19 protein-coding genes are annotated in these 18,786 nt (G+C 60.0%); 4 read left to right on the plus strand and 15 right to left on the minus strand.

Going from position 1 to position 18,786, the window contains the following annotated elements; all coding sequences use genetic code 11:
• Positions 1-197: 197 nt before the first annotated feature.
• Positions 198-1,208: a LysR family transcriptional regulator gene (locus BMZ63_RS06620; protein ID WP_091703365.1), complete on the plus strand. Its 1,011-nt coding sequence runs from the start codon at positions 198-200 to the stop codon at positions 1,206-1,208.
• Here BMZ63_RS06620 and BMZ63_RS06625 read toward each other — a convergent pair.
• The 7 genes from BMZ63_RS06625 to BMZ63_RS06655 all read right to left on the minus strand — a co-directional run bounded on the left by BMZ63_RS06625 (position 1,197) and on the right by BMZ63_RS06655 (position 7,702).
• On the minus strand, positions 1,197-2,162 hold the full coding sequence (locus BMZ63_RS06625) for a GNAT family N-acetyltransferase (protein WP_091703368.1): 966 nt from the start codon (positions 2,160-2,162) through the stop codon (positions 1,197-1,199). The two genes, BMZ63_RS06620 and BMZ63_RS06625, sit on opposite strands and share 12 nt — an antisense overlap.
• A gap of 3 nt (positions 2,163-2,165) precedes the next feature.
• Positions 2,166-3,317 carry a cupin domain-containing protein gene (locus BMZ63_RS06630; protein ID WP_091703371.1) on the minus strand — a complete coding sequence of 384 codons (1,152 nt, stop codon included), beginning with the start codon at positions 3,315-3,317 and terminating at the stop codon, positions 2,166-2,168.
• Between the two features lie 16 nt (positions 3,318-3,333).
• Positions 3,334-4,701 carry an adenylosuccinate lyase gene (gene purB / locus BMZ63_RS06635; protein ID WP_091703375.1) on the minus strand — a complete coding sequence of 456 codons (1,368 nt, stop codon included), beginning with the start codon at positions 4,699-4,701 and terminating at the stop codon, positions 3,334-3,336.
• 78 nt (positions 4,702-4,779) lie between these two features.
• Positions 4,780-5,400, minus strand: coding sequence for a high frequency lysogenization protein HflD (gene hflD / locus BMZ63_RS06640; protein ID WP_091703378.1), 621 nt, complete (start codon positions 5,398-5,400; stop codon positions 4,780-4,782).
• A complete protein-coding gene (gene mnmA / locus BMZ63_RS06645; RefSeq protein ID WP_091703380.1) occupies positions 5,397-6,569 on the minus strand; it encodes a tRNA 2-thiouridine(34) synthase MnmA in 1,173 nt (390 codons plus the stop codon). Before mnmA ends, hflD begins: the two co-directional genes overlap by 4 nt.
• 57 nt (positions 6,570-6,626) lie before the next feature.
• Positions 6,627-7,076 (minus strand): NUDIX hydrolase, encoded by a 450-nt coding sequence (locus BMZ63_RS06650; protein ID WP_091703382.1) that lies wholly within the window; start codon positions 7,074-7,076, stop codon positions 6,627-6,629.
• Positions 7,073-7,702 (minus strand): pseudouridine synthase, encoded by a 630-nt coding sequence (locus BMZ63_RS06655; RefSeq protein ID WP_091703384.1) that lies wholly within the window; start codon positions 7,700-7,702, stop codon positions 7,073-7,075. The genes BMZ63_RS06650 and BMZ63_RS06655 overlap by 4 nt, the downstream gene beginning before the upstream one ends.
• A gap of 158 nt (positions 7,703-7,860) precedes the next feature.
• On the opposite strand from BMZ63_RS06655, the gene BMZ63_RS06660 reads away from it, so the two are divergent.
• Complete coding sequence (locus tag BMZ63_RS06660; RefSeq protein WP_177187041.1) at positions 7,861-9,879, plus strand: putative bifunctional diguanylate cyclase/phosphodiesterase; 2,019 nt, start codon at positions 7,861-7,863, stop codon at positions 9,877-9,879.
• 15 nt (positions 9,880-9,894) lie between these two features.
• Here BMZ63_RS06660 and BMZ63_RS06665 read toward each other — a convergent pair whose 3' ends face one another.
• On the minus strand, positions 9,895-10,119 hold the full coding sequence (locus BMZ63_RS06665; protein WP_091703389.1) for a cold shock domain-containing protein: 225 nt from the start codon (positions 10,117-10,119) through the stop codon (positions 9,895-9,897).
• Between the two features lie 238 nt (positions 10,120-10,357).
• Here BMZ63_RS06665 and clpS point away from each other — a divergent pair, with 238 nt between their 5' ends.
• Positions 10,358-10,717, plus strand: a complete 360-nt coding sequence (gene clpS, locus BMZ63_RS06670; RefSeq protein ID WP_091703392.1) for an ATP-dependent Clp protease adapter ClpS — start codon at positions 10,358-10,360, stop codon at positions 10,715-10,717.
• Between the two features lie 17 nt (positions 10,718-10,734).
• A complete protein-coding gene (gene clpA, locus BMZ63_RS06675) occupies positions 10,735-13,002 on the plus strand; it encodes an ATP-dependent Clp protease ATP-binding subunit ClpA (RefSeq protein ID WP_091703394.1) in 2,268 nt (755 codons plus the stop codon).
• Between the two features lie 69 nt (positions 13,003-13,071).
• Here the strand turns inward: clpA and infA are convergent, their stop codons facing one another.
• From infA to BMZ63_RS06710, 7 genes are all read right to left on the minus strand, one after another.
• Positions 13,072-13,290, minus strand: coding sequence for a translation initiation factor IF-1 (gene infA, locus BMZ63_RS06680; protein ID WP_070057980.1), 219 nt, complete (start codon positions 13,288-13,290; stop codon positions 13,072-13,074).
• 80 nt (positions 13,291-13,370) lie between these two features.
• Entirely contained in the window at positions 13,371-14,084 is a 714-nt protein-coding gene (locus BMZ63_RS06685; RefSeq protein WP_091703397.1) for an arginyltransferase, read from the minus strand.
• On the minus strand, positions 14,085-14,798 hold the full coding sequence (aat, locus tag BMZ63_RS06690; protein WP_091703400.1) for a leucyl/phenylalanyl-tRNA--protein transferase: 714 nt from the start codon (positions 14,796-14,798) through the stop codon (positions 14,085-14,087).
• Between the two features lie 12 nt (positions 14,799-14,810).
• Positions 14,811-15,764, minus strand: coding sequence for a thioredoxin-disulfide reductase (trxB, locus tag BMZ63_RS06695; protein ID WP_091703403.1), 954 nt, complete (start codon positions 15,762-15,764; stop codon positions 14,811-14,813).
• 110 nt (positions 15,765-15,874) lie between these two features.
• Positions 15,875-16,786: an AAA family ATPase gene (locus BMZ63_RS06700; protein WP_091703406.1), complete on the minus strand. Its 912-nt coding sequence runs from the start codon at positions 16,784-16,786 to the stop codon at positions 15,875-15,877.
• Between the two features lie 6 nt (positions 16,787-16,792).
• Positions 16,793-17,713: a carbon-nitrogen hydrolase gene (locus BMZ63_RS06705; RefSeq protein WP_091703409.1), complete on the minus strand. Its 921-nt coding sequence runs from the start codon at positions 17,711-17,713 to the stop codon at positions 16,793-16,795.
• Positions 17,710-18,762, minus strand: coding sequence for an agmatine deiminase family protein (locus BMZ63_RS06710; protein WP_265013601.1), 1,053 nt, complete (start codon positions 18,760-18,762; stop codon positions 17,710-17,712). The genes BMZ63_RS06705 and BMZ63_RS06710 overlap by 4 nt, the downstream gene beginning before the upstream one ends.
• Positions 18,763-18,786 lie beyond the last annotated feature (24 nt).

Here is an 18,786-nt window from a genome sequence, read left to right on the forward strand (position 1 = left end):
TGCGTCAAACCGAAAGAATGTTAATGATATTGGCTAAACTTTTGAGAGCCTAGCAGATTTGTTCAGGCCCGTCCGTTTCCGGTTGTAATCGACCGGCGAATCATTCACCTTGTGAATTATAAATTTTTGTGTATTGTTCTGGTGAATGGTTGTTTGCCGGGTATGTGTGCCCGGCCTTGGTAAAACAGGAGATGATAGTGGACGTATCCCGTGTGGATCTCAACCTGCTGGTGTACCTGGATGTGCTGCTGCGTGAGCGCAATGTGACCAAGGCCGCCAATCACCTGGGCATTACCCAGCCGGCCATGAGTAACGGGTTACGCCGTTTGCGGGATCTGTTTGGTGATCCATTGCTGGTGCGCACCAGCGAGGGCATGAGCGCCACTGAACGGGCGCGGGAACTGCAGCCGATGGTGAGGACCATCTTGTCTGACATTGAGCTGGCGGTCCAGGAAAAAACGCCGTTTTCGGCCCGGGAAAGCCAGCGGGTGTTCCGGATTATGGCCAGTGATTACGCGGAATCCTGCCTGATGCCCCGGGTGCTGCGCCGGCTGCGCCAGGAAGCACCGGGCATTACCCTCGATGTGTTGACCCCCAGTGACGTCAGCTTCCTGGATGTGGAGCAGGGTCGTCTGGACATGGCCATTAACCGCTTCGACAAAATTCCTCAGTCGTTTCATCAGAAAACCCTGTGGACCGAGTATTTTGCCTGCTCGATGAATTCCCGGAACCCGATCCTCAAAGAACCTTTCACGCTCGAGACCTACCTGGCGGCCAGCCATATCTGGGTGAGTAAAACCGGTTTTGGCGTGGGCGTGGGGGTGAACCCGAAAGACGTCCAGCGCCTGGGCTGGGTAGACGAAGCCCTGGGCCGCATGGGTCGGAAACGCCAGATTTCCGTATTTACCCGCCACTACCAGGTGGCCATGCTGCTGGCTGAGCAGCACGATCTGATTGCCACGCTGCCGTCCCGGGCGGCCTGGTTACAGAAGGACAACCCGGATCTGGTGGTGAAGGTGCCGCCGTTCGAGATTCCGCCATTCGAGCTGAAGATGGCCTGGAGCCCGCTGCTGCAACACAATACCGACCATCAGTGGCTGCGCCGGCTGATCGTCGAGGTGGCCGAGGAAGTAGATGAGGAGTTTGCACCTTTCGGTGCCCGGTTCGAATCGCCCCAGAGTTTGCCGGGGCGGCATTCAGAGCGGTAGTTCACGCAGTTCCAGTGATGGACGGGCTGCGTCCCACATGCGTTGAAAAGACTCCTCCAGCGGTTTGACCCGGCCACCGGCGGTGAAGCCGGCAAACCCTTCGGGCCTGTCGAAGTTATGGCGGTAGAGCACCCCTTCGCGGTCGGCCAGCAGGAAAGGCTGATCCTCACTGGGGTAATCCGGATTAACCAGGCGCAGCTCCATCCGGCTGGGAAGCCTGCGCATCAGTTCGACTAACTGATGGCGTTTTTTGATCAGTGGCTTGTCATCGTGAATCAGCAGACGGATGTCGCTGAGCCGGTGGCGGCGGGCCAGCGCCGAAAGCAGTTCGCGCAGGTTGTGGCGGTCGTACAGGTTGTGGTCGAGCTCCCGGTCGTACAGCCACAGGCGCTGACGGGCCTGGCCGGCGAGCGAGTCCATCAGCGACAGCATGGGGGCTTCCTGAGCGAACAACCAGCTTTCGGTGTCTGCACCCAGAATCAGGGGGTTGAAGTGCCCGGCGGGTGATTGTGCGATTAACTCCGGCGCCAGGCAGCGCATGTCGAGGTGCGGGATGCCGGCGTCGTCGTAGACGTCCGAGCACACATGAAAACCGCTGCGCTGGTAAAAACCAACGGCATGCCGCTGGGCCGACAGGCGAAGCTCCTGATACCGGCCAGCCGCTTCGCTGATCAGGTGGCGTAGCAGAGCCTCGCCCACCCCCTGGCCCCGGTATTCCGGCAGTACCGCCATGCGCCCGATGTAGCCGGTTTCCTCCAGTGCGGAGAATAGCCGGGCGGTTGCGACCGGCCGGTTGTCGGTATCCACGGCCAGATAGTGGTCAGAAATTTCATCCGTGTCGTCCCACTCTAGTGCTTCCGGCACCTTCTGTTCGTTGATGAACACGGTTTGCCGTATGTCGCGAACGGAGTCGGGTGCCAGTTGCCAGGTATATTTCCGGAATCTCAGGTCCATGGTTTACTCGACGTAGATCGAGCCCTGGTTATAAAGATTGGTGAGCAGACCCAGCAGGGCCTCGTCGCCGGCGAACTCGGCCAGTTCGGCCATGTTAATTCGGGCCTGGGCGCACAACAGCGGCGCCAGTGGCCGGGCATCACCCTTGAGCAGATACTGCTCGCCATCAACAAACAGGGCGGTATCGGTGTCAAAGTCATGATAGGCGAAGCGGGAGCCTTCGTTCCAGCGCAGTTGCTCACCGGCCTCGATGGCTTCGGCCAGATCTGCCGGTGTGGCCGGTTCTTCCGCCGGCACCACGATATCCAGGCTCTTGGGGGCGGTGGTGAACTGGCCGAACCACAGGGCCATTTGCCGGCGGTCGCCCAGTTGTTCGCGGATCACCGCATCCACCCGGTTGATGACCTCGTTGCCGATGGTGCCCGGGTTGTCCTGCAGTTGCAGGTCCGGATCGTCCAGGTGTTCGGCGGCCTGGGGGCGCTGGGACAGAAAATCCGTGAAGCTGGTCAGCACATCGTCCACGGTGGGTGAACGGAAACCCACGGACAGGGTGATGCAGTCGTCCTCGGCCACCCCATGATGGCCCACGCCCGGTGGCAGGTAGAGCATGTCGCCGGGCTCCAGGGTGACGGTTTCCTCGCCTTCCCAGCTGCTCAGGATGCGTAGCGGGGTGCCTTCCACCCGTGGGCAGGTATGGTCGCATTTGCCGCCGAAGGTCCAGCGGCGATGGCCCTGGGCCTGCAGCAGGAAGACATCGTACATGTCGTAGTGGGGGCCGACGCTGCCGCCCTTGGGGGCGTAGCTGGCCATGATGTCGTCCAGGCGCCAGTTGGGGATGAAGCGGAAATGCTCTAGCAGATCGGCAACCTCCGGCACCCAGTGGTCCAGGCCCTGCACCAGCAGGGTCCAGTCCTGTTCGGGCATTTCACTGAAGCGCTCGGGGCTGAACGGGCCGTTGAACAACTGCCACGGCTTGCCGTTGTGTTCTTCCACCACGATGCGGGATTCCACCGCTTCCTCACAGGCCAGGCCGGCCAGTTCGTCCTGGCTGACCGGGCACTGGAAGCCGGGAAATGCCTGGCGGATGACCAGCGGCTTTTTCTGCCAGTAGTCCCTTAAGAATTCCGAGGGGCTGATGCCGCCAAGCATGTCCATGGTGCGTCTCCTGCTTTTAAATGTTGCGGGCCTGCTCGATGGCGTTGCCGATGTAGTTGTCCGGCGTCAGCGAACGCAGCTCGGCCTTGGCCTGCTCCGGGATATCCAGGGTTTCCACGAAATTCTTGATCACCTCGGGCGTCATCGCCTTGCCGCGAGTCAATTCCTTGAGTTTCTCGTAGGGCTTTTCGATGTTGTAGCGGCGCATGACGGTCTGGATCGGCTCGGCCAGAACTTCCCAGGCGTTGTTCAGATCTTCGTTCAGGCGAGCCGGGTTGATCTCCAGCTTGCCCAGACCCTTGAGGGTGGCTTCATAGGCAATCAGGCTGTGAGCGAAACCAACGCCCAGGTTGCGCAGCACGGTGGAGTCGGTCAGGTCACGCTGCCAGCGGGAAATCGGCAGCTTGGCCGCCAGGTGGTCCAGCAGGGCGTTGGCGATGCCCAGGTTGCCTTCGGAGTTCTCGAAGTCGATCGGGTTGACCTTGTGGGGCATGGTGGAGGAGCCCACTTCGCCGGCAATGGTCTTCTGCTTGAAGTAACCCAGGGAGATGTAGCCCCAGATGTCCCGGTCCAGGTCGATCAGGATGGTGTTGAAGCGGGCGATGGCGTTGTACAGCTCGGCGATGTAGTCGTGGGGTTCGATCTGGGTAGTGTACGGGTTCCAGTCCAGACCCAGGCTTTCAATGAACTCCTCGGCGTTGGCGGCCCAGTCCACGTCCGGGTAGGCGGACAGGTGGGCGTTGTAGTTGCCAACGGCACCATTGATCTTGCCCATGATTTCCACTTCGCGGATCTGCATCAGCTGGCGGCGCAGGCGGTAGACCACGTTGGCCAGTTCCTTGCCCACAGTGGTGGGGGAAGCGGTCTGGCCGTGGGTGCGGGACAGCATGGGCTGCTCGGCGTGCTCTTTCGCCAGCTCGGTCAGCTTGTCGATGACCTTTTCCATGCCCGGCAGCAGGCCGTGGTCCAGGCCCTCGCGCAGCATCAGGCCGTGGGACAGGTTGTTGATGTCCTCGGAGGTGCAGGCGAAGTGGACAAATTCGGTGACCGCGTGCAGTTCGGGCACGTCGGCGATTTTTTCCTTGATGAAATACTCGACCGCTTTCACATCGTGGTTGGTGGTGCGCTCGATTTCCTTGATGCGCTCGGCGTCTTCCAGGCTGAACTCGCTGACCAGCTTGTCCAGTGCCGCGTTGGCCTCATCGGAGAAGGCCGGCACTTCGGTGATGGCCGGGTGGTTGGCCAGCTGCTGCAACCAGCGGATTTCGACGGTTACCCGGTTACGGATCAGGCCGTATTCACTGAAGATGCTGCGAAATACGCTGACTTTGCTGCCGTAGCGGCCATCGACCGGGGAAATAGCGGTCAGGGCGGTGAGTTCCATCGAAAACCTCTCAGTTGTTCAAAGATGCGGATCGGTAAAATTTGAAGATGCGTATGATACACCAGCGCGCGACGTGAATCAGCGCAGCAGCTCCCGGGCGTGGTGAATCACTTTCTTGCGGGTAAAAATCAGCTGCCAGCGCTGACCGCCGCACTGGCGCCAGAGCACCGCGGAGCGGATGCCGGCCAGCAGAAGTGCCCGGACTTTCTCGGCGTTTTCCTCACGCTGCAGTACTTGCGGGTTGCCGCTGACCTGTATGCGTAAACGGAAGGTGCTGATGGTGTCGGTGTAGATGGACGCCAGATTGCCCACCAGGTTGGGGTGGGTGTAGCCAAAGTGCGCGGCTGTATGCCGGGCCTGCTCGATACGGTTGCCGATCACCTCCAGCATGTCTTTCTGGCGCTTGAGCTTGGACTCCAGATTGATCAGGTTCAGCACGTAGCGCAGGATCTCCATGTCCTGGGGGCGGGATTGCTGGGCCAGGGAGGTGGATACTGCCTGCAGGCCTTCGCGGATATCACTGATCTCGCCGCCGTAAACATCCAGCGTGGAATCCGGGTTGGTGGCGAACAGGGAACGCAGGGAGCTTTCCAGTGAGGCCTGGTCGCACATGCCGCGGTGGGCGATCTGGTGCACCAGGGAGGCAGCCTGGAAGATGCCCGCCAGGGCCAGGGTCTGGTCGTGCAGGGAACGGCTCATGATCGGACTTCCATTTCCGGGTTAATGCGCGCGGGCAGGGGTTCGCCGTCGCGCCAGGTCTGCTCGATCACGCCGCCGCCCAGGCAGACGTCATCGATGTAGAACACGACTGATTGCCCGGGGGTGACGGCTCGCTGGGCTTCATTAAAGACCACTTTTACGCCGCCATCGATAACCGTGACCTTGCAGTCCTGGTCCGGTTGGCGATAACGGGTCTTGGCCTTGCAATGGAATTGGCCGGAGGGTGCCTCACCGGCGATCCAGTCAATGGGGCCGGAGACCAGGCCTCGGGAGAACAGCAGTGGATGATGTTTGCCCTGAACCGCAACCAGAACGTTACGGGTCAGATCTTTTTCCGCCACGTACCAGGGCTCGTCACCGAATTCGCTCAGGCCACCAATGCCCAGACCCTGGCGCTGGCCAATGGTGTGGTACATCAGGCCCTGGTGCTTGCCGATCACCTGGCCGTCGGGTGTTTCAATGTCACCGGGCTGGGCCGGCAGGTATTGCTTGAGGAAATCCCGGAACTTGCGCTCGCCGATGAAGCAGATGCCGGTGGAGTCTTTCTTGTCATGGGTGACAAAACCCTGCTCCTCGGCAATGCGCCGGACCTCGGGCTTTTCCAGCTCCCCGACCGGGAACAGGGTGCGGGCAATGCGCTCGCCGGAGACCGCGTGCAGGAAGTAGCTCTGGTCCTTGTTCGGGTCCAGGCCCTTGAGCAGCTGTGCCTTGCCGCTGCCATCCTTCAACGGGCGCTGGCGGGCGTAATGGCCGGTGGCGATGTAGTCGGCGCCCAGGGTAATGGCGTAATCCAGGAAGGCGCGGAATTTCACTTCCTTGTTGCACAGGATGTCCGGGTTGGGAGTGCGCCCGGCGCTGTACTCGGCCAGGAAGTGTTCGAATACCCGGTCCCAGTACTCGGCGGCGAAGCTGGCGGTGTGCAGGGTAATGCCTATGGCATCGGCCACGGCCCGGGCGTCGGCCAGGTCGTCCATGGCGGTGCAGTATTCGGTGCCGTCGTCTTCATCCCAGTTTTTCATGAACAGGCCTTCAACCTGATAGCCCTGGTCCTTCAGCAGCCAGGCGGCAACGGAGGAGTCCACACCGCCGGACATGCCGACGATCACGCGGGTGTTTTGCGGAGCTTGGGTTTCAGGTGTCTGGGTCATGGGTCTCTGGGTGTTGGTTAGCCAAAGTGGAGCGCGGATTTTAACAGCTTGCCGCCCTCACGTCTGCGCGTCGACCACAACATCCAGCGGGAATTGCCGGCCGTTGCGGTAATCCTCGATGCATTGCAGCACCATGGGGCTGCGCAGTTTGTCGCCCAGGGCGCGCACCTCGTCGATGCTCAGCCAGTGCGGGGCAATGATCTCGTCGTCAAGCTGGGCGGTTACCTGCTCAAGCGCCCGGGCTGCGTAGCAGAAGCGGTAGTAAGTCACGCCATTGGCGGGCGCCTTGTAGGTGTACACGCCGATAAAATGCGTCGGTTCGATGGTCCAGCCGGTCTCCTCCAGAGTTTCCCGATGCACGGCGCTCAGTACAGGCTCGTCTTCTTCAATGTGGCCGGCCGGCTGGTTGAACACGACCTTGCCCCGGCTGACTTCCTCCACCAGCAGAAAGCGGCCCCGGGTGTCTTCAACAATTACGGCAACAGTGGCGTGGGGTGTCCAGGTCATGGTTTAACGGGCCTCGTTTTGCGGGTTGGGCGGCGCTTGCCGGCGGATTTGGGGCGAGTCCCGGCCGGCTGGGGCAAGTGGACGGTTTCCAGCCGGGATTCCCCGGGCTGGAGGTCATCCAGGTGCCATTCGCCAATGCGGCAGCGCACCAGGCGCAGGGTTGGGTGGCCAACCGCTGCGGTCATGCGCCTTACCTGGCGATTACGGCCTTCGGTAATGGTCAGCTCCAGCCAGGACGTGGGCACGGATTCCCGGTAGCGCACCGGCGGATTGCGAGGCCAGAGCTGTGGTTCTGCAATGCGCTGGACCGCAGCCGGCCGGGTGGGGCCATCCTTGAGTTCCACGCCCTGGCGAAGCCGGCTGATGGCTTCGTCGGCCACATCGCCTTCCACCTGCACCCAGTAGGTTTTCGGCATCTTGTTGCGGGGCGAGGCAATCCGGTGTTGCAGGGCTCCCTCACTGGTCAACAGCAACAGGCCTTCGGAGTCGTAGTCCAGTCGTCCGGCCGGGTAAAACCCGGGCTGGTCGATCCAGTCGGCCAGGGTGGCGCGGCGCTCACCGGCACGGTCATCGGTGAACTGGCTCAGCACCTGGAAAGGTTTGTTGAAGATCAGTAATTGCGCCATATTGGTTCCTGTGGTTTGCCGCCCCGATGGTACCTGAAAAGTTATTGGCGCAGCCAACACGCGGTGCACCGGGGGGACTGGTTCGGAACTGCACCTTGTTGTGCCCCGACTTATTGGGTAATTTCACGACATGTCTTTCAACTCGCCGGAACTTCATTTTGCCTGAAATCCGTCTGCGTTTGCGCCGGGCCGTGTTAGCACTGGTCTCGGTTATCATCGGTTTCATCCTGGCGTTCGGCAGCCTGGCATCGGTCGTGGCAGAGGGGCCGGGGTTCGAGACGGTGTTTGCGGATTTTGATATTCCCATGCTGTTGATCGAGCCCGATACGGGCCGGATTGTCGAGGCCAACCCGGCCGCGGTGGATTTTTACGGCTATCCCGAACGGTCACTGATGCGGATGACCATTCAGCAGATCAACACCTTCACTGCCGAACAGGTTGCCGAGGAACGGCAACTGGCTGAAGAGCAGGGGCGCAACTATTTTATCTTCCGACATCAACGGGCCAATGGAGATGTCCGGACGGTGGAGGTTCATTCCCGGCCCTATGACTTTGACGGCCGCAGGTTACTGTTCTCAGTAATCAACGATATTACCCCTGGCCGGCACGAATCGCAGGATTTGTGGCACTACCAGAGCCGGCTGGAGGAAATGGTGGACGAGCAGGTGGCTGAGCTTGAACAGACCCGCTTGCAGCAAATCTGGCTGTTGGCGGTGGTCCTGGTCGCGCAGGCCCTGGCCATAGGTGTTCTGGTGCTGAATATCCGCCGCCGCCGGCAACTTGAAGCTGAACGCAAGCAGGTGACCGATGCGCTGCGGTACAACGAGGGAGAGTTGAGGCGCTACGCCAGTACGCTCAAGCACCAGCAGAAACAGTTGGAACGCATTGCCCATTTTGATCCGCTGACCGGCCTGCCCAACCGAACCCTGCTGGCCGACCGTCTGCAGCAGGCCATGGCGCGGTGTGTCCGTAATGGCTCGAGCGTTGCCCTGGTCTTTATCGACCTGGACGGTTTCAAGGCGATCAACGATACCCACAGCCATGCCGTTGGTGATCAGTTACTGGTGCAGGTCGCGCGCCAGATGAAGCGGGTCATGCGTGCCGAAGATACCCTGGCCCGGCTTGGGGGAGATGAGTTTGTGGCGGTGTTGCTGGATCTTGATGCCCAGCAGGACAGTATTGAAGCCATCAATCGTTTGCTGGAAGCGGCGGCCGAACCGATCACCCTCGATGACCTGGATCTGTCCGTCTCGGCCAGTATCGGCGTGGCCTTTTATCCGCAAAGCGAACCTCTGGATCCCGATCAGTTGCTGCGCCAGGCCGATCAGGCCATGTACCAGGCCAAACAGGCGGGCAAGAATCGCTATTGCCTGTTCGACGCTGAGCAGGAGCGGGCCGTGCGGGATCAGCTCGATAGCCTCGAGCGTATCCGTGTGGCCCTGGAGAATGAAGAACTGGTGCTGCACTATCAGCCGAAAATCAACATGCGCACCGGTGAGGTGCTGGGCGCCGAAGCACTGGTGCGCTGGCAACATCCCGAGAGGGGCCTGTTGCCGCCCGGACAGTTCCTGCCGGTGATCGAGAATACGGCGGTGGCCATCGAGCTGGGTAACTGGGTAATGCGTACCGCGCTGGCGCAGGTGGTCAGTTGGAAAAGCCAGGGATTGCGGATTCCGGTCAGCATCAATATTGATGCCATTCACCTGCAGCATCCGGATTTCATGAAATGGCTGACCGAGGCTCTGGATGAACACCCTGGCACCGAGCCTGGAGACCTGGAGCTGGAAATTCTGGAAACCGCCGCCCTTGATGATGTGGTGCAGGTGTCCGGGATCATCAAGGACTGCGATAAGCTGGGCGTCGTGTTCTCGCTGGACGATTTCGGTACCGGCTATTCGTCCCTGACTTATTTGAAGCGCCTGCCCGCCCGCGTGCTGAAAATTGACCGCAGTTTTGTCCGTGACATGCTGGAGGACCCGGATGATCTGGCCATTCTGCAGGGGGTGATCCGCCTGGCCGACGCTTTCGGGCGACGTGTTATTGCCGAAGGGGTGGAAAGCCAGGCTCATTGCCGGGCTTTGCTGGAATTGGGCTGTGATTGGGGCCAGGGCTATGCCATAGCCAAACCGATGTCGGCGAGAGCCTTGCAGGGGTGGGTTATTGGCCGACCGGAATAATTGCCCGGGGTGTGGTTAACCCATGGCTCTGGGTGGTGTTTCCGGAATAATGTTCACGGCATGCACACCGCGTTCGCTCGGCTTTTTGTCGAAGGTGACCGGCTGGCCGGCTTTCAGGGTTTTGTAGCCTTCCATCTGCACCGAAGAGAAGTGGGCGAACAGGTCGTCACTGCAGCCATCCTCGATGATAAAACCGTAACCTTTGGCGTTATTGAACCATTTGACCTTTCCTCGCGGCATGACGAACTCCCTTGTTGTTGTTTTAATGGTGCAGCCCTAAATGTTGTTCAGGATGGGCGAGGTGTCAAGGCGGCGTGGGTAAACCCGCGGTTTGGGGAATTCGGTGGTTGAGCCGGGGTCGGACGCGGTATGATGGTAGACTCGCACCCGCGAGCGCCAGACCCGGGCTGCGCTTGAAAACCCGACAGCGGGCAACCACATTCTATTCAGGCAAGAGACCAAACCGGCTAACTGAACCATGCGGACAATCGACAATTCTCTACTAGTATTTAATCAGGGGGAAGACGATCAGCCCGAGCGCCATGACGGCGTGAGTGTTGCACCTGAAAAGCCTGCTCTGAAGCGGCCGGCACGCTACCGTGTCGTGTTACTCAACGACGATTACACACCGATGGATTTTGTGGTAGAGGTGTTAATGACGTTCTTCGCAATGAACGAAGAAAAGGCGACGCAGGTGATGCTGCTCGTCCATACGCAGGGAAAAGCCGTATGTGGGGTATATACCCGTGACATCGCGGAAACAAAAGCAGCACAGGTGAACCAGTATTCCTCGGAATGCGATCACCCGCTCCTTTGTGAGATTGAACGTGCGGACTGACAGACGTTGGGGTGCCCATGCTGAGCAAAGATCTTGAAATTACGCTGAATACGGCCTTCAAAAATGCCCGCGACAAGCGTCATGAATTCATGACCGTGGAGCATCTGCTGCTGGCCCTGCTCGATAACGACTCGGCTGTGGGTGTACTCAAAGCCTGTGGCGCCGATCTGGAAGGGCTCGAAGACGAGCTCATTGAATTCGTCGATTCCACCACCCCGCTGATTCCGAGTACCGACAGCGAGCGGGAAACCCAGCCCACTCTGGGCTTCCAGCGGGTGCTGCAGCGGGCTGTATTCCATGTACAGTCCTCCGGCAAGAAAGAGGTGACCGGCGCCAATGTGCTGGTGGCCATCTACAGTGAGCAGGAGAGCCAGGCGGTTTACCTGCTTAAAAAACAGAACATCAACCGCATTGACGTGGTGAACTTCGTCTCCCACGGCATTTCCCGCGTGCAGGGTGCCGAGGACGAAGAAAATGTGGACCACGCCCAGGAAGAAATGGCGGAGGAAGGCACACAGTCCCGTCCGCTGGACAACTACGCCACCAACCTGAACGAACAGGCCCGCCAGGGCCGCATTGACCCGCTGATTGGCCGTGAGCACGAGGTTGAGCGGGTAGTGCAGATTCTGGTGCGCCGGCGCAAGAACAACCCCCTGCTGGTGGGCGAGGCCGGTGTTGGTAAAACCGCCATCGCCGAAGGTCTGGCCAAGCGCATTGTTGATGGTCAGGTGCCGGAAGTGATCTCCGATGCGGTGGTCTACTCGCTGGACATGGGTGCCTTGCTGGCCGGCACCAAATACCGGGGCGATTTCGAAAAACGCCTCAAGGGCCTGCTGGCGGACCTGAAAAAGCAGAATCACGCCATTCTGTTTATCGACGAGATTCACACCATTATTGGCGCCGGCTCGGCCTCCGGTGGCGTGATGGATGCCTCCAACCTGCTCAAGCCCATGCTCAGTTCCGGCGAGCTGCGTTGTATTGGCTCCACCACCTTCCAGGAGTTCCGTGGCATTTTCGAAAAAGACAGCGCCCTGGCCCGTCGTTTCCAGAAGATCGATGTGAACGAGCCGAGCGTGGAAGACACTTACCAGATCCTCAAGGGCCTGAAGAGTACCTTCGAGAAACACCACGACCTGGAGTACACCGACCAGGCCCTGCGTGTGGCGTCGGAATTGTCGGACCGTTACATCACCGACCGGCACCTGCCCGATAAAGCCATCGACGTGATTGATGAGGCCGGTGCCCGGCAGCGTCTGCAGCCTGAAGGCAAACGCAAGAAGGTAATAGACGTGTCGGAAATCGAGGACGTGGTGGCGAACATTGCCCGTATTCCGCCGAAGAACGTGTCCACCAGTGACAAGGATCTGCTGCGCAACCTGGAGCGGGACCTGAAAATGGTGGTGTTTGGTCAGGATCCGGCCATCGAGTCGCTGTCCACCGCCATCAAGCTGGCCCGTGCCGGCCTGAAGGCACCGGAGAAGCCGGAAGGCGCCTTCCTGTTCGCTGGCCCCACCGGTGTCGGCAAGACCGAAGTGACCAAGCAGCTTGCCAAGGTACTGGGTATTGAGCTGGTGCGCTTCGATATGTCCGAATACATGGAACGGCATACCGTTTCACGGCTGATCGGCGCGCCTCCGGGCTATGTCGGCTACGACCAGGGTGGTCTGTTGACCGAGGCGGTGAGCAAACAGCCGCACTGTGTGCTGCTGCTGGATGAAATCGAGAAGGCGCATCCGGAAGTGTTCAACCTGCTGCTGCAGGTGATGGACCACGGTACCCTGACCGACAATAACGGCCGCAAGGCGGACTTCCGCCATGTAATTCTGGTGATGACCACCAACGCTGGTGCCGAGAGCATGGCGCGGCGCTCCATCGGCTTCAGTGAGCAGGATCACAGTACCGACGGCATGGAGGTGATCAACAAGACCTTCACACCGGAATTCCGCAACCGGCTGGACGGCATCATCCAGTTCCGGGATCTGGAGAAGGGCACCATCACCCATGTGGTGGACAAGTTCCTTACCGAGCTGCAGGCGCAGCTGGACGAGAAGCGGGTAGTGCTGCACGTGGACGAAGACGCCAAGGTGTGGCTGGCCGAGCGTGGTTACGATGTGACCATGGGCGCACGGCCCATGGCCCGCCTTATCCAGGACAAGATCAAGCGGCCGCTGGCCGAGCAGATCCTGTTCGGACGCCTTTCGGACCACGGCGGCGACGTGTTTGTGCACTTGCGGGACGACGAGCTGGTGTTCGAATACGAAGACGAACCGGCCGAAGCGGTGTAACAGCCGCTTCGCCACAAAAAAGCCCCGCTTTTGCGGGGCTTTTTTAATGCTCAGATGCCACGGCGCTGATTAACGGGCGCGGTACACAATGCGGCCCTTGCTCAGGTCGTACGGGGTCAGCTCAACCTTGACCTTGTCGCCGGTCAGGATGCGGATGTAGTTCTTGCGCATCTTGCCGGAGATGTGGGCTGTCACAACGTGGCCGTTGGAGAGCTCGACACGGAACATGGTATTGGGAAGGGTGTCGATAATAACGCCTTCCATTTCAATAGCATCTGACTTCGCCATTCAGTAGAAACCTCTTTGGTATACTTTCGTGTGATTTTAAATGGCGCAATTCTGCCTGAAATCTTACCGTTTGGCAAAATTCAGTCAGTGATCATTTCGCGCCAGTGGCCATCTCGCAGGGCTTCGATGGGCCGGAAACGGGTTTTGTAGTTCATCTTTCGACACTCGCTGATCCAGTAGCCCAGGTACAGGTGCGGAAGGCCACGGCGCTGCGCCTCCCCGATTTGCCAGAGTATGGCAAAGGTGCCCAGGCTTCGGTGTTCCATCTCCGGACAGAATACGGTGTAGATGGCAGACAGCCCGTCGTCCAGCAGGTCCAGTGCCGCCAGGCCGATCAGCTCGCCATCCAGGGTCATTTCCACAAAACGGGAATCAGTGGCGCCTTCCACCAGGAACGAGCTGAACTGGTCCCGTGAGGGCGGATACATGTCTCCGTCCCAGTGACGCTCCTCAATGTAATGAGCGTAGAGCTGGTAATAGCGCTCGTTGAATTCGGCAGGCACAATCCGGCACTGGATATCACTGTTCTTGCGCAGCACCCGGCGCTGGTTGCGGTCGGGCCGGAACTCGTTGACCTTGAGCCGGACCGGCACACAGGCGTTGCAGTGCTCGCAGTGGGGGCGGTAATAATGGGAGCCACTGCGGCGGAAACCCAGCGCGGTCAGTTGGCTGTACAGCTTTTTATCGACCTCGGCCCGCGGGTCCACAAACATGGTGGTGGCCTCACGGTCCGGTAAATAGCTGCACTCATGCGGGGGCGTGGCGAAGAACACCAGGGTTCTGAGGTTGCTCATTCAAGCCTCCGGGCCTGGCCACTGCCAGGTGATATTCCATTCCTGCACCGACGGTTCGCGATTCACGCTTGCCCTGAGTATAGACAGAAACTCGGCTCGCGGTATGGAGCGAGCGCCCATCGATAGCAGATGGGCGCTCTCCACCTGGCAGTCCATAAGCCGGTAGCCCCAGTTGATCAGTTGGCGGGCCAGATGCACCATCAGCACCTTGGATGCGTTGGTTTCCATCGAAAACATGGATTCACCGAAAAAACAGCGGCCGATGGCCAGGCCATACATGCCGCCGGCCAGTTCGCCGTCGCGGTTCCAGGCTTCGATGGAGTGAGCGTAGCCCAGCCGGTGGAGCTCGGTATAGGCGGCGATCATGTCATCGGTAATCCAGGTACCTTCCGCGCGGGTTGTGGCACACAGCCGGATAACCCGGCCAAAACACTGGTCCGAGGTGATGCGAAAACGCTGCTGGTTAAGCACCCGGCGCAGGCTGCGGGATACGTGGATTTCAGACGGCGGCAATACACAGCGTGGATTGGGTGACCACCAGAGAATGGGCTGGTCATCGCTGAACCAGGGAAAAATACCGTTGCGGTAGGCCAGCAAAAGACGTTCGGGATGCAGGTCGCCCCCCAGCGCCAGCAGACCGTCCGGGTCGTCCAGCGCTTCTTCGACCGGGGGGAACCAGAGCTGGTTCGGGTCAAGCCAGGGTAGCGACGTCATGATATCCCGGTTTCAGTCCTGCTGGTCCAGGAACTTTTCCGCATCCAGGGCGGCCATGCAGCCGAAACCGGCCGAGGTGACCGCCTGGCGGTATACGTGGTCGGCCACATCGCCGGCAGCGAATACACCAGGAATGCTGGTTTCTGTTGCCATGCCGTTCAGGCCGGAGCGGATTTTGATGTAGCCGTTGTTCATGTCCAGCTGGCCTTCAAACAGCCCGGTGTTGGGTTTGTGGCCGATGGCAATGAATACGCCGGCCAGCGCCAGTTCCCGGGTGCTGTCGTCCTTGGTGCTTTTGATGCGCATGCCGGTTACACCGGTGCCATCGCCCAGGACTTCGTCAAGGGTGTGATCCCAGATGATATTGATGTTGCCGTTTTCGGCCTTTTCGAACAGCTTGTCCTGCAGGATCTTCTCCGCCCGCAGGCTGTCACGGCGGTGTACCAGCGTCACTTCGTCGGCGATGTTGGACAGGTAAAGGGCTTCTTCCACGGCGGTATTGCCACCGCCAATCACCGCGACTTTCTGCTTCTTGTAGAAGAAACCGTCGCAGGTGGCACAGGCGGAGACGCCCTGGCCCTTGAATTTTTCTTCGGACTCCAGGCCCAGATACATGGCCGACGCGCCGGTGGCGATGATCAGTGAATCGCAGGTGTAGGTGCCGCTGTCGCCTTTCAGAACAAACGGGCGCTGGTTCAGGTCGGTTTCGTTGATGGTGTCGTAAACGATCTCGGTTTCAAAACGCTCGGCATGCTGCTGCATGCGCTGCATCAGTTCCGGGCCCTGAACGCCGTCGTTATCGCCTGGCCAGTTGTCCACATCGGTGGTGGTGGTCAACTGGCCGCCCACCTCAATGCCGGTGATCAGTGTCGGCTTCAGGTTGGCACGGGCTGCGTAGACAGCAGCGGTATAACCGGCCGGGCCGGAACCGAGAATGATCAGTCGGGAGTGTTTGGTTTCGCTCATGGGTGTCTCCAACCAGAAAAAAGTGTTGAAAGGCTATCACGAATGGTCGCGGCTGCCATTCGTTTGAAGCAATGCCATTTATAAAGTTGTGCTATATGGTCAGTTGGCCGTCATTCAAGGACGGATACCGTGGTCAGCAGTTGCCGGACCCGCTCTGCGCTCTTGCCGGATTCCCCCTGTTCCAGCCGGTGTTCGGCGATGGCAGGGAACACCGCCTGCAGGTCATCCGGCAGCACGTGGTTTCGACCGGCCATCATTGCCCAGGCCTTGGCCGCGCGCAGCAGACCAAGCCCCGCCCGGGGAGATAAACCATACATCAGGCCGGGTAGACGCCGGCTTTCAGCCAGCAGGCGTTGCAGGTAGTCCAGCAGGGCCGGGCTGGCACTGACTGTCTCCACGGCCGCCTGCAGGGTTTGCAGCTGTTTCCGGGGCAAGAGGGTGGGCAGACGATCGGTGATGGCGCGGCGGTCTTCACCTTCCAGCAGCTCCCGTTCGGCCTTGGGGTCGGGATAACCGAGCCGCAGGCGCATCAGAAACCGGTCCAGCTGGGATTCCGGCAGCGGGAAAGTGCCACCCTGTTCGATGGGATTTTGCGTGGCGATGACAAAAAATGGCGAGGGCAGTGGGCGGGTTTCGCCTTCTATTGATACCTGCCGCTCTTCCATTGCCTCGAGCAGGGCGCTCTGGGTGCGCGGGGAAGCGCGATTGATCTCGTCCGCCAGAACCACCTGGGAGAAGATCGGCCCGGGATGGAACACCAGATCACCGGCCTGTTTGTCGAACATGGCGTAGCCGAGCAGGTCAGCCGGTAACAGGTCGTTGGTGAACTGAATGCGACGGTAACTCAGGCCCATGACTTTGGCCAGCGCATGGGACAGGGTGGTTTTGCCCATGCCCGGAATGTCCTCAATCAGCAAGTGGCCGCGTGCCAGCAGCCCACACACGGCCAGGCGAACCTGTGGTTCCTTGCCCAGCAGTACGCTGTTCAGTTCGTTGACCAGTTGGTCGATGGTTTGCTGCATGCGGTTTTAATCCCTTACCCGCTTGAGAATGTCGCCGTAGGCGTCGATGCGCCGGTCCCTGAAGTACGGCCAGATGCGCCGTATGGATTCAGTACGCCGGCAATCTAAAGTGGCGGTCAGAACGGTCTGGCTGTGTTCGTCGGCCCGGGCCAGGAATTCGCCCTGGGGGCCGCAGATAAAACTGTTGCCCCAGAACCGGATGCCGTTGGTCTGGTCGGACGGGTCTGGTTCGGTTCCTACCCGGTTGGGAGCAATTACCGGCAGGTTGTTGGCAATGGCATGACCGCGTTGAACGGTAACCCATGCGTCAAGCTGACGGGCCTGTTCGTCCGGGTCGTCGGTGGTGTCCCAGCCGATGGCAGTGGGGTAGATCAGCAGTTCGGCACCGGCCAGGGCCATGAGCCTGGCGGATTCCGGGTACCATTGGTCCCAGCACACCAGTACGCCCAGTTTGCCGACAGACGTGTGGATGGGGGTAAAGCCGCTCTGTCCGCCATTAAAGGTGGCGTCGCCCGGCGTGAAGTAGAATTTCTCATAGAAGCCTGGGTCATCCGGGATGTGCATTTTCCGGTACAGGCCAGCGATGCTGCCGTCGGTTTCGAAGACCACGGCGGTGTTGTGGTACACCCCGTTCATCCGCCGTTCAAAGATGGAACCCACCAGCACGATACCCAGCTCTGCCGCCAGCGCCGACAGCCGTTCGCTGGTCGGGCCGGGAATGGGTTCGGCCAGCTCGAATACGCCGGTGTCCTCGGTCTGGCAGAAGTACAGGGTGGCATGCAGCTCCTGCAGGATAACCAGCTCGGCACCGCCGGCGGCCGCTTCGCGCACGAGGGCTTCGGATGTGGCCAGGCTGGTTTGTTTGTCGTTGCTGCAGGTCTGCTGAATGGCGGCCACCTGCAGTTGGCGGCGGTTGGCCTGGCTCATACTTCAAGCACTCCTTCAGGGAATTGCATGGTCAGGCAGTGCAGGCTGCCGTGCTGGTGAACCAATGCCCGGCAATTGACGGGAATGATTTCCCGTTCCGGGAATAATCCGGCCAACACCCGGATGGCTTCATTGTCCTGGGGTACGCCATACACGGGCAGCAACACGGCACCATTGATGATCAGGAAGTTGGCATAGGTGGCCGGCAGGCGCTGGCCGTCGGCGTCATAAATGGGGTCGGGCCAGGGCAGGGCAGTCAGCTGATAGGGCTCGCCGTTGGCCTGGCGAAACTCCCGCAGCTCTTCCTGCATTGCCTGCAGGGCATCGTAATGTTCGTCGGTCGGGTCCGGGCAGGCGATGTAACAGATGTGGTCCGGGGCGCAGAAGCGGGCCAGTGTATCTATATGACTGTCGGTGTCGTCGCCGGCGAGGTAGCCGTGATTGAGCCAGAGCACCCGTTCTGCGCCGAGTTGTTCACGCAGTTGCTGTTCAATGCCGGTGCGGTCCAGATCTGGATTGCGTGACGGAGTCAGCAGGCATTCGCTGGTGGTCATCAGTGTGCCTTCACCGTCCGATTCGATGGAGCCACCTTCGAGCACCATGTCCACCTGTTGCAGGCGGTGTTTGCCGAAAACCCCAGCGCCGGCGAGGTGGCTGTTCAGGGCGTTATCTTTCTCCCACGAGAACTTGTTGCCCCAGGCATTGAAGCGGAAATCCAGTACGGCATAGCCGTCATCGGTTTTTACCGTGATCGGGCCGTGGTCCCGCGCCCAGGTGTCGTCTGCCGGAGCAGGGACTGTGATTACGCGGCCGGGCAGCCGGTCTGCCTCGGCCCACTGGTTGAGTTGCTCACCCAGTTTTTGCAGACGGGAGACAAACTCGCAACTGATCACAAGATGCTCGAAGCGAAGAATGTTTTTGGCAATCTCCAGAAACACCGGTTCAACGTCGTCCATCATCCGCACCCAGTCGGTACCCGGGTGTGGCCAGGTCAGCATGACCCCGCTCTGGGGTGCCCATTCGGCCGGCAGTATTGGTCTGGAAGTCACTGGTTTCGCCCCCTGCAGATCAAA

The organism is Marinobacter persicus, from assembly GCF_900114155.1.
Classification (GTDB): domain Bacteria; phylum Pseudomonadota; class Gammaproteobacteria; order Pseudomonadales; family Oleiphilaceae; genus Marinobacter; species Marinobacter persicus.

Bases quoted from the DNA above. Each gene is read 5' to 3' on its own strand.
- BMZ63_RS06630 (WP_091703371.1), bottom strand. From the start codon at position 3,317: ATGGACATGCTTGGCGGCATCAGCCCCTCGGAATTCTTAAGGGACTAC.
- hflD (WP_091703378.1), bottom strand. From the start codon at position 5,400: ATGAGCCGTTCCCTGCACGACCAGACCCTGGCCCTGGCGGGCATCTTC.
- clpS (WP_091703392.1), top strand. From the start codon at position 10,358: ATGCGGACAATCGACAATTCTCTACTAGTATTTAATCAGGGGGAAGAC.
- clpA (WP_091703394.1), top strand. From the start codon at position 10,735: ATGCTGAGCAAAGATCTTGAAATTACGCTGAATACGGCCTTCAAAAAT.
- aat (WP_091703400.1), bottom strand. From the start codon at position 14,798: ATGACGTCGCTACCCTGGCTTGACCCGAACCAGCTCTGGTTCCCCCCG.
- BMZ63_RS06625 (WP_091703368.1), bottom strand. From the start codon at position 2,162: ATGGACCTGAGATTCCGGAAATATACCTGGCAACTGGCACCCGACTCC.
- BMZ63_RS06685 (WP_091703397.1), bottom strand. From the start codon at position 14,084: ATGAGCAACCTCAGAACCCTGGTGTTCTTCGCCACGCCCCCGCATGAG.
- mnmA (WP_091703380.1), bottom strand. From the start codon at position 6,569: ATGACCCAGACACCTGAAACCCAAGCTCCGCAAAACACCCGCGTGATC.
- BMZ63_RS06650 (WP_091703382.1), bottom strand. From the start codon at position 7,076: ATGACCTGGACACCCCACGCCACTGTTGCCGTAATTGTTGAAGACACC.
- BMZ63_RS06655 (WP_091703384.1), bottom strand. From the start codon at position 7,702: ATGGCGCAATTACTGATCTTCAACAAACCTTTCCAGGTGCTGAGCCAG.
- trxB (WP_091703403.1), bottom strand. From the start codon at position 15,764: ATGAGCGAAACCAAACACTCCCGACTGATCATTCTCGGTTCCGGCCCG.
- BMZ63_RS06705 (WP_091703409.1), bottom strand. From the start codon at position 17,713: ATGAGCCAGGCCAACCGCCGCCAACTGCAGGTGGCCGCCATTCAGCAG.
- purB (WP_091703375.1), bottom strand. From the start codon at position 4,701: ATGGAACTCACCGCCCTGACCGCTATTTCCCCGGTCGATGGCCGCTAC.
- BMZ63_RS06700 (WP_091703406.1), bottom strand. From the start codon at position 16,786: ATGCAGCAAACCATCGACCAACTGGTCAACGAACTGAACAGCGTACTG.
- infA (WP_070057980.1), bottom strand. From the start codon at position 13,290: ATGGCGAAGTCAGATGCTATTGAAATGGAAGGCGTTATTATCGACACC.
- BMZ63_RS06665 (WP_091703389.1), bottom strand. From the start codon at position 10,119: ATGCCGCGAGGAAAGGTCAAATGGTTCAATAACGCCAAAGGTTACGGT.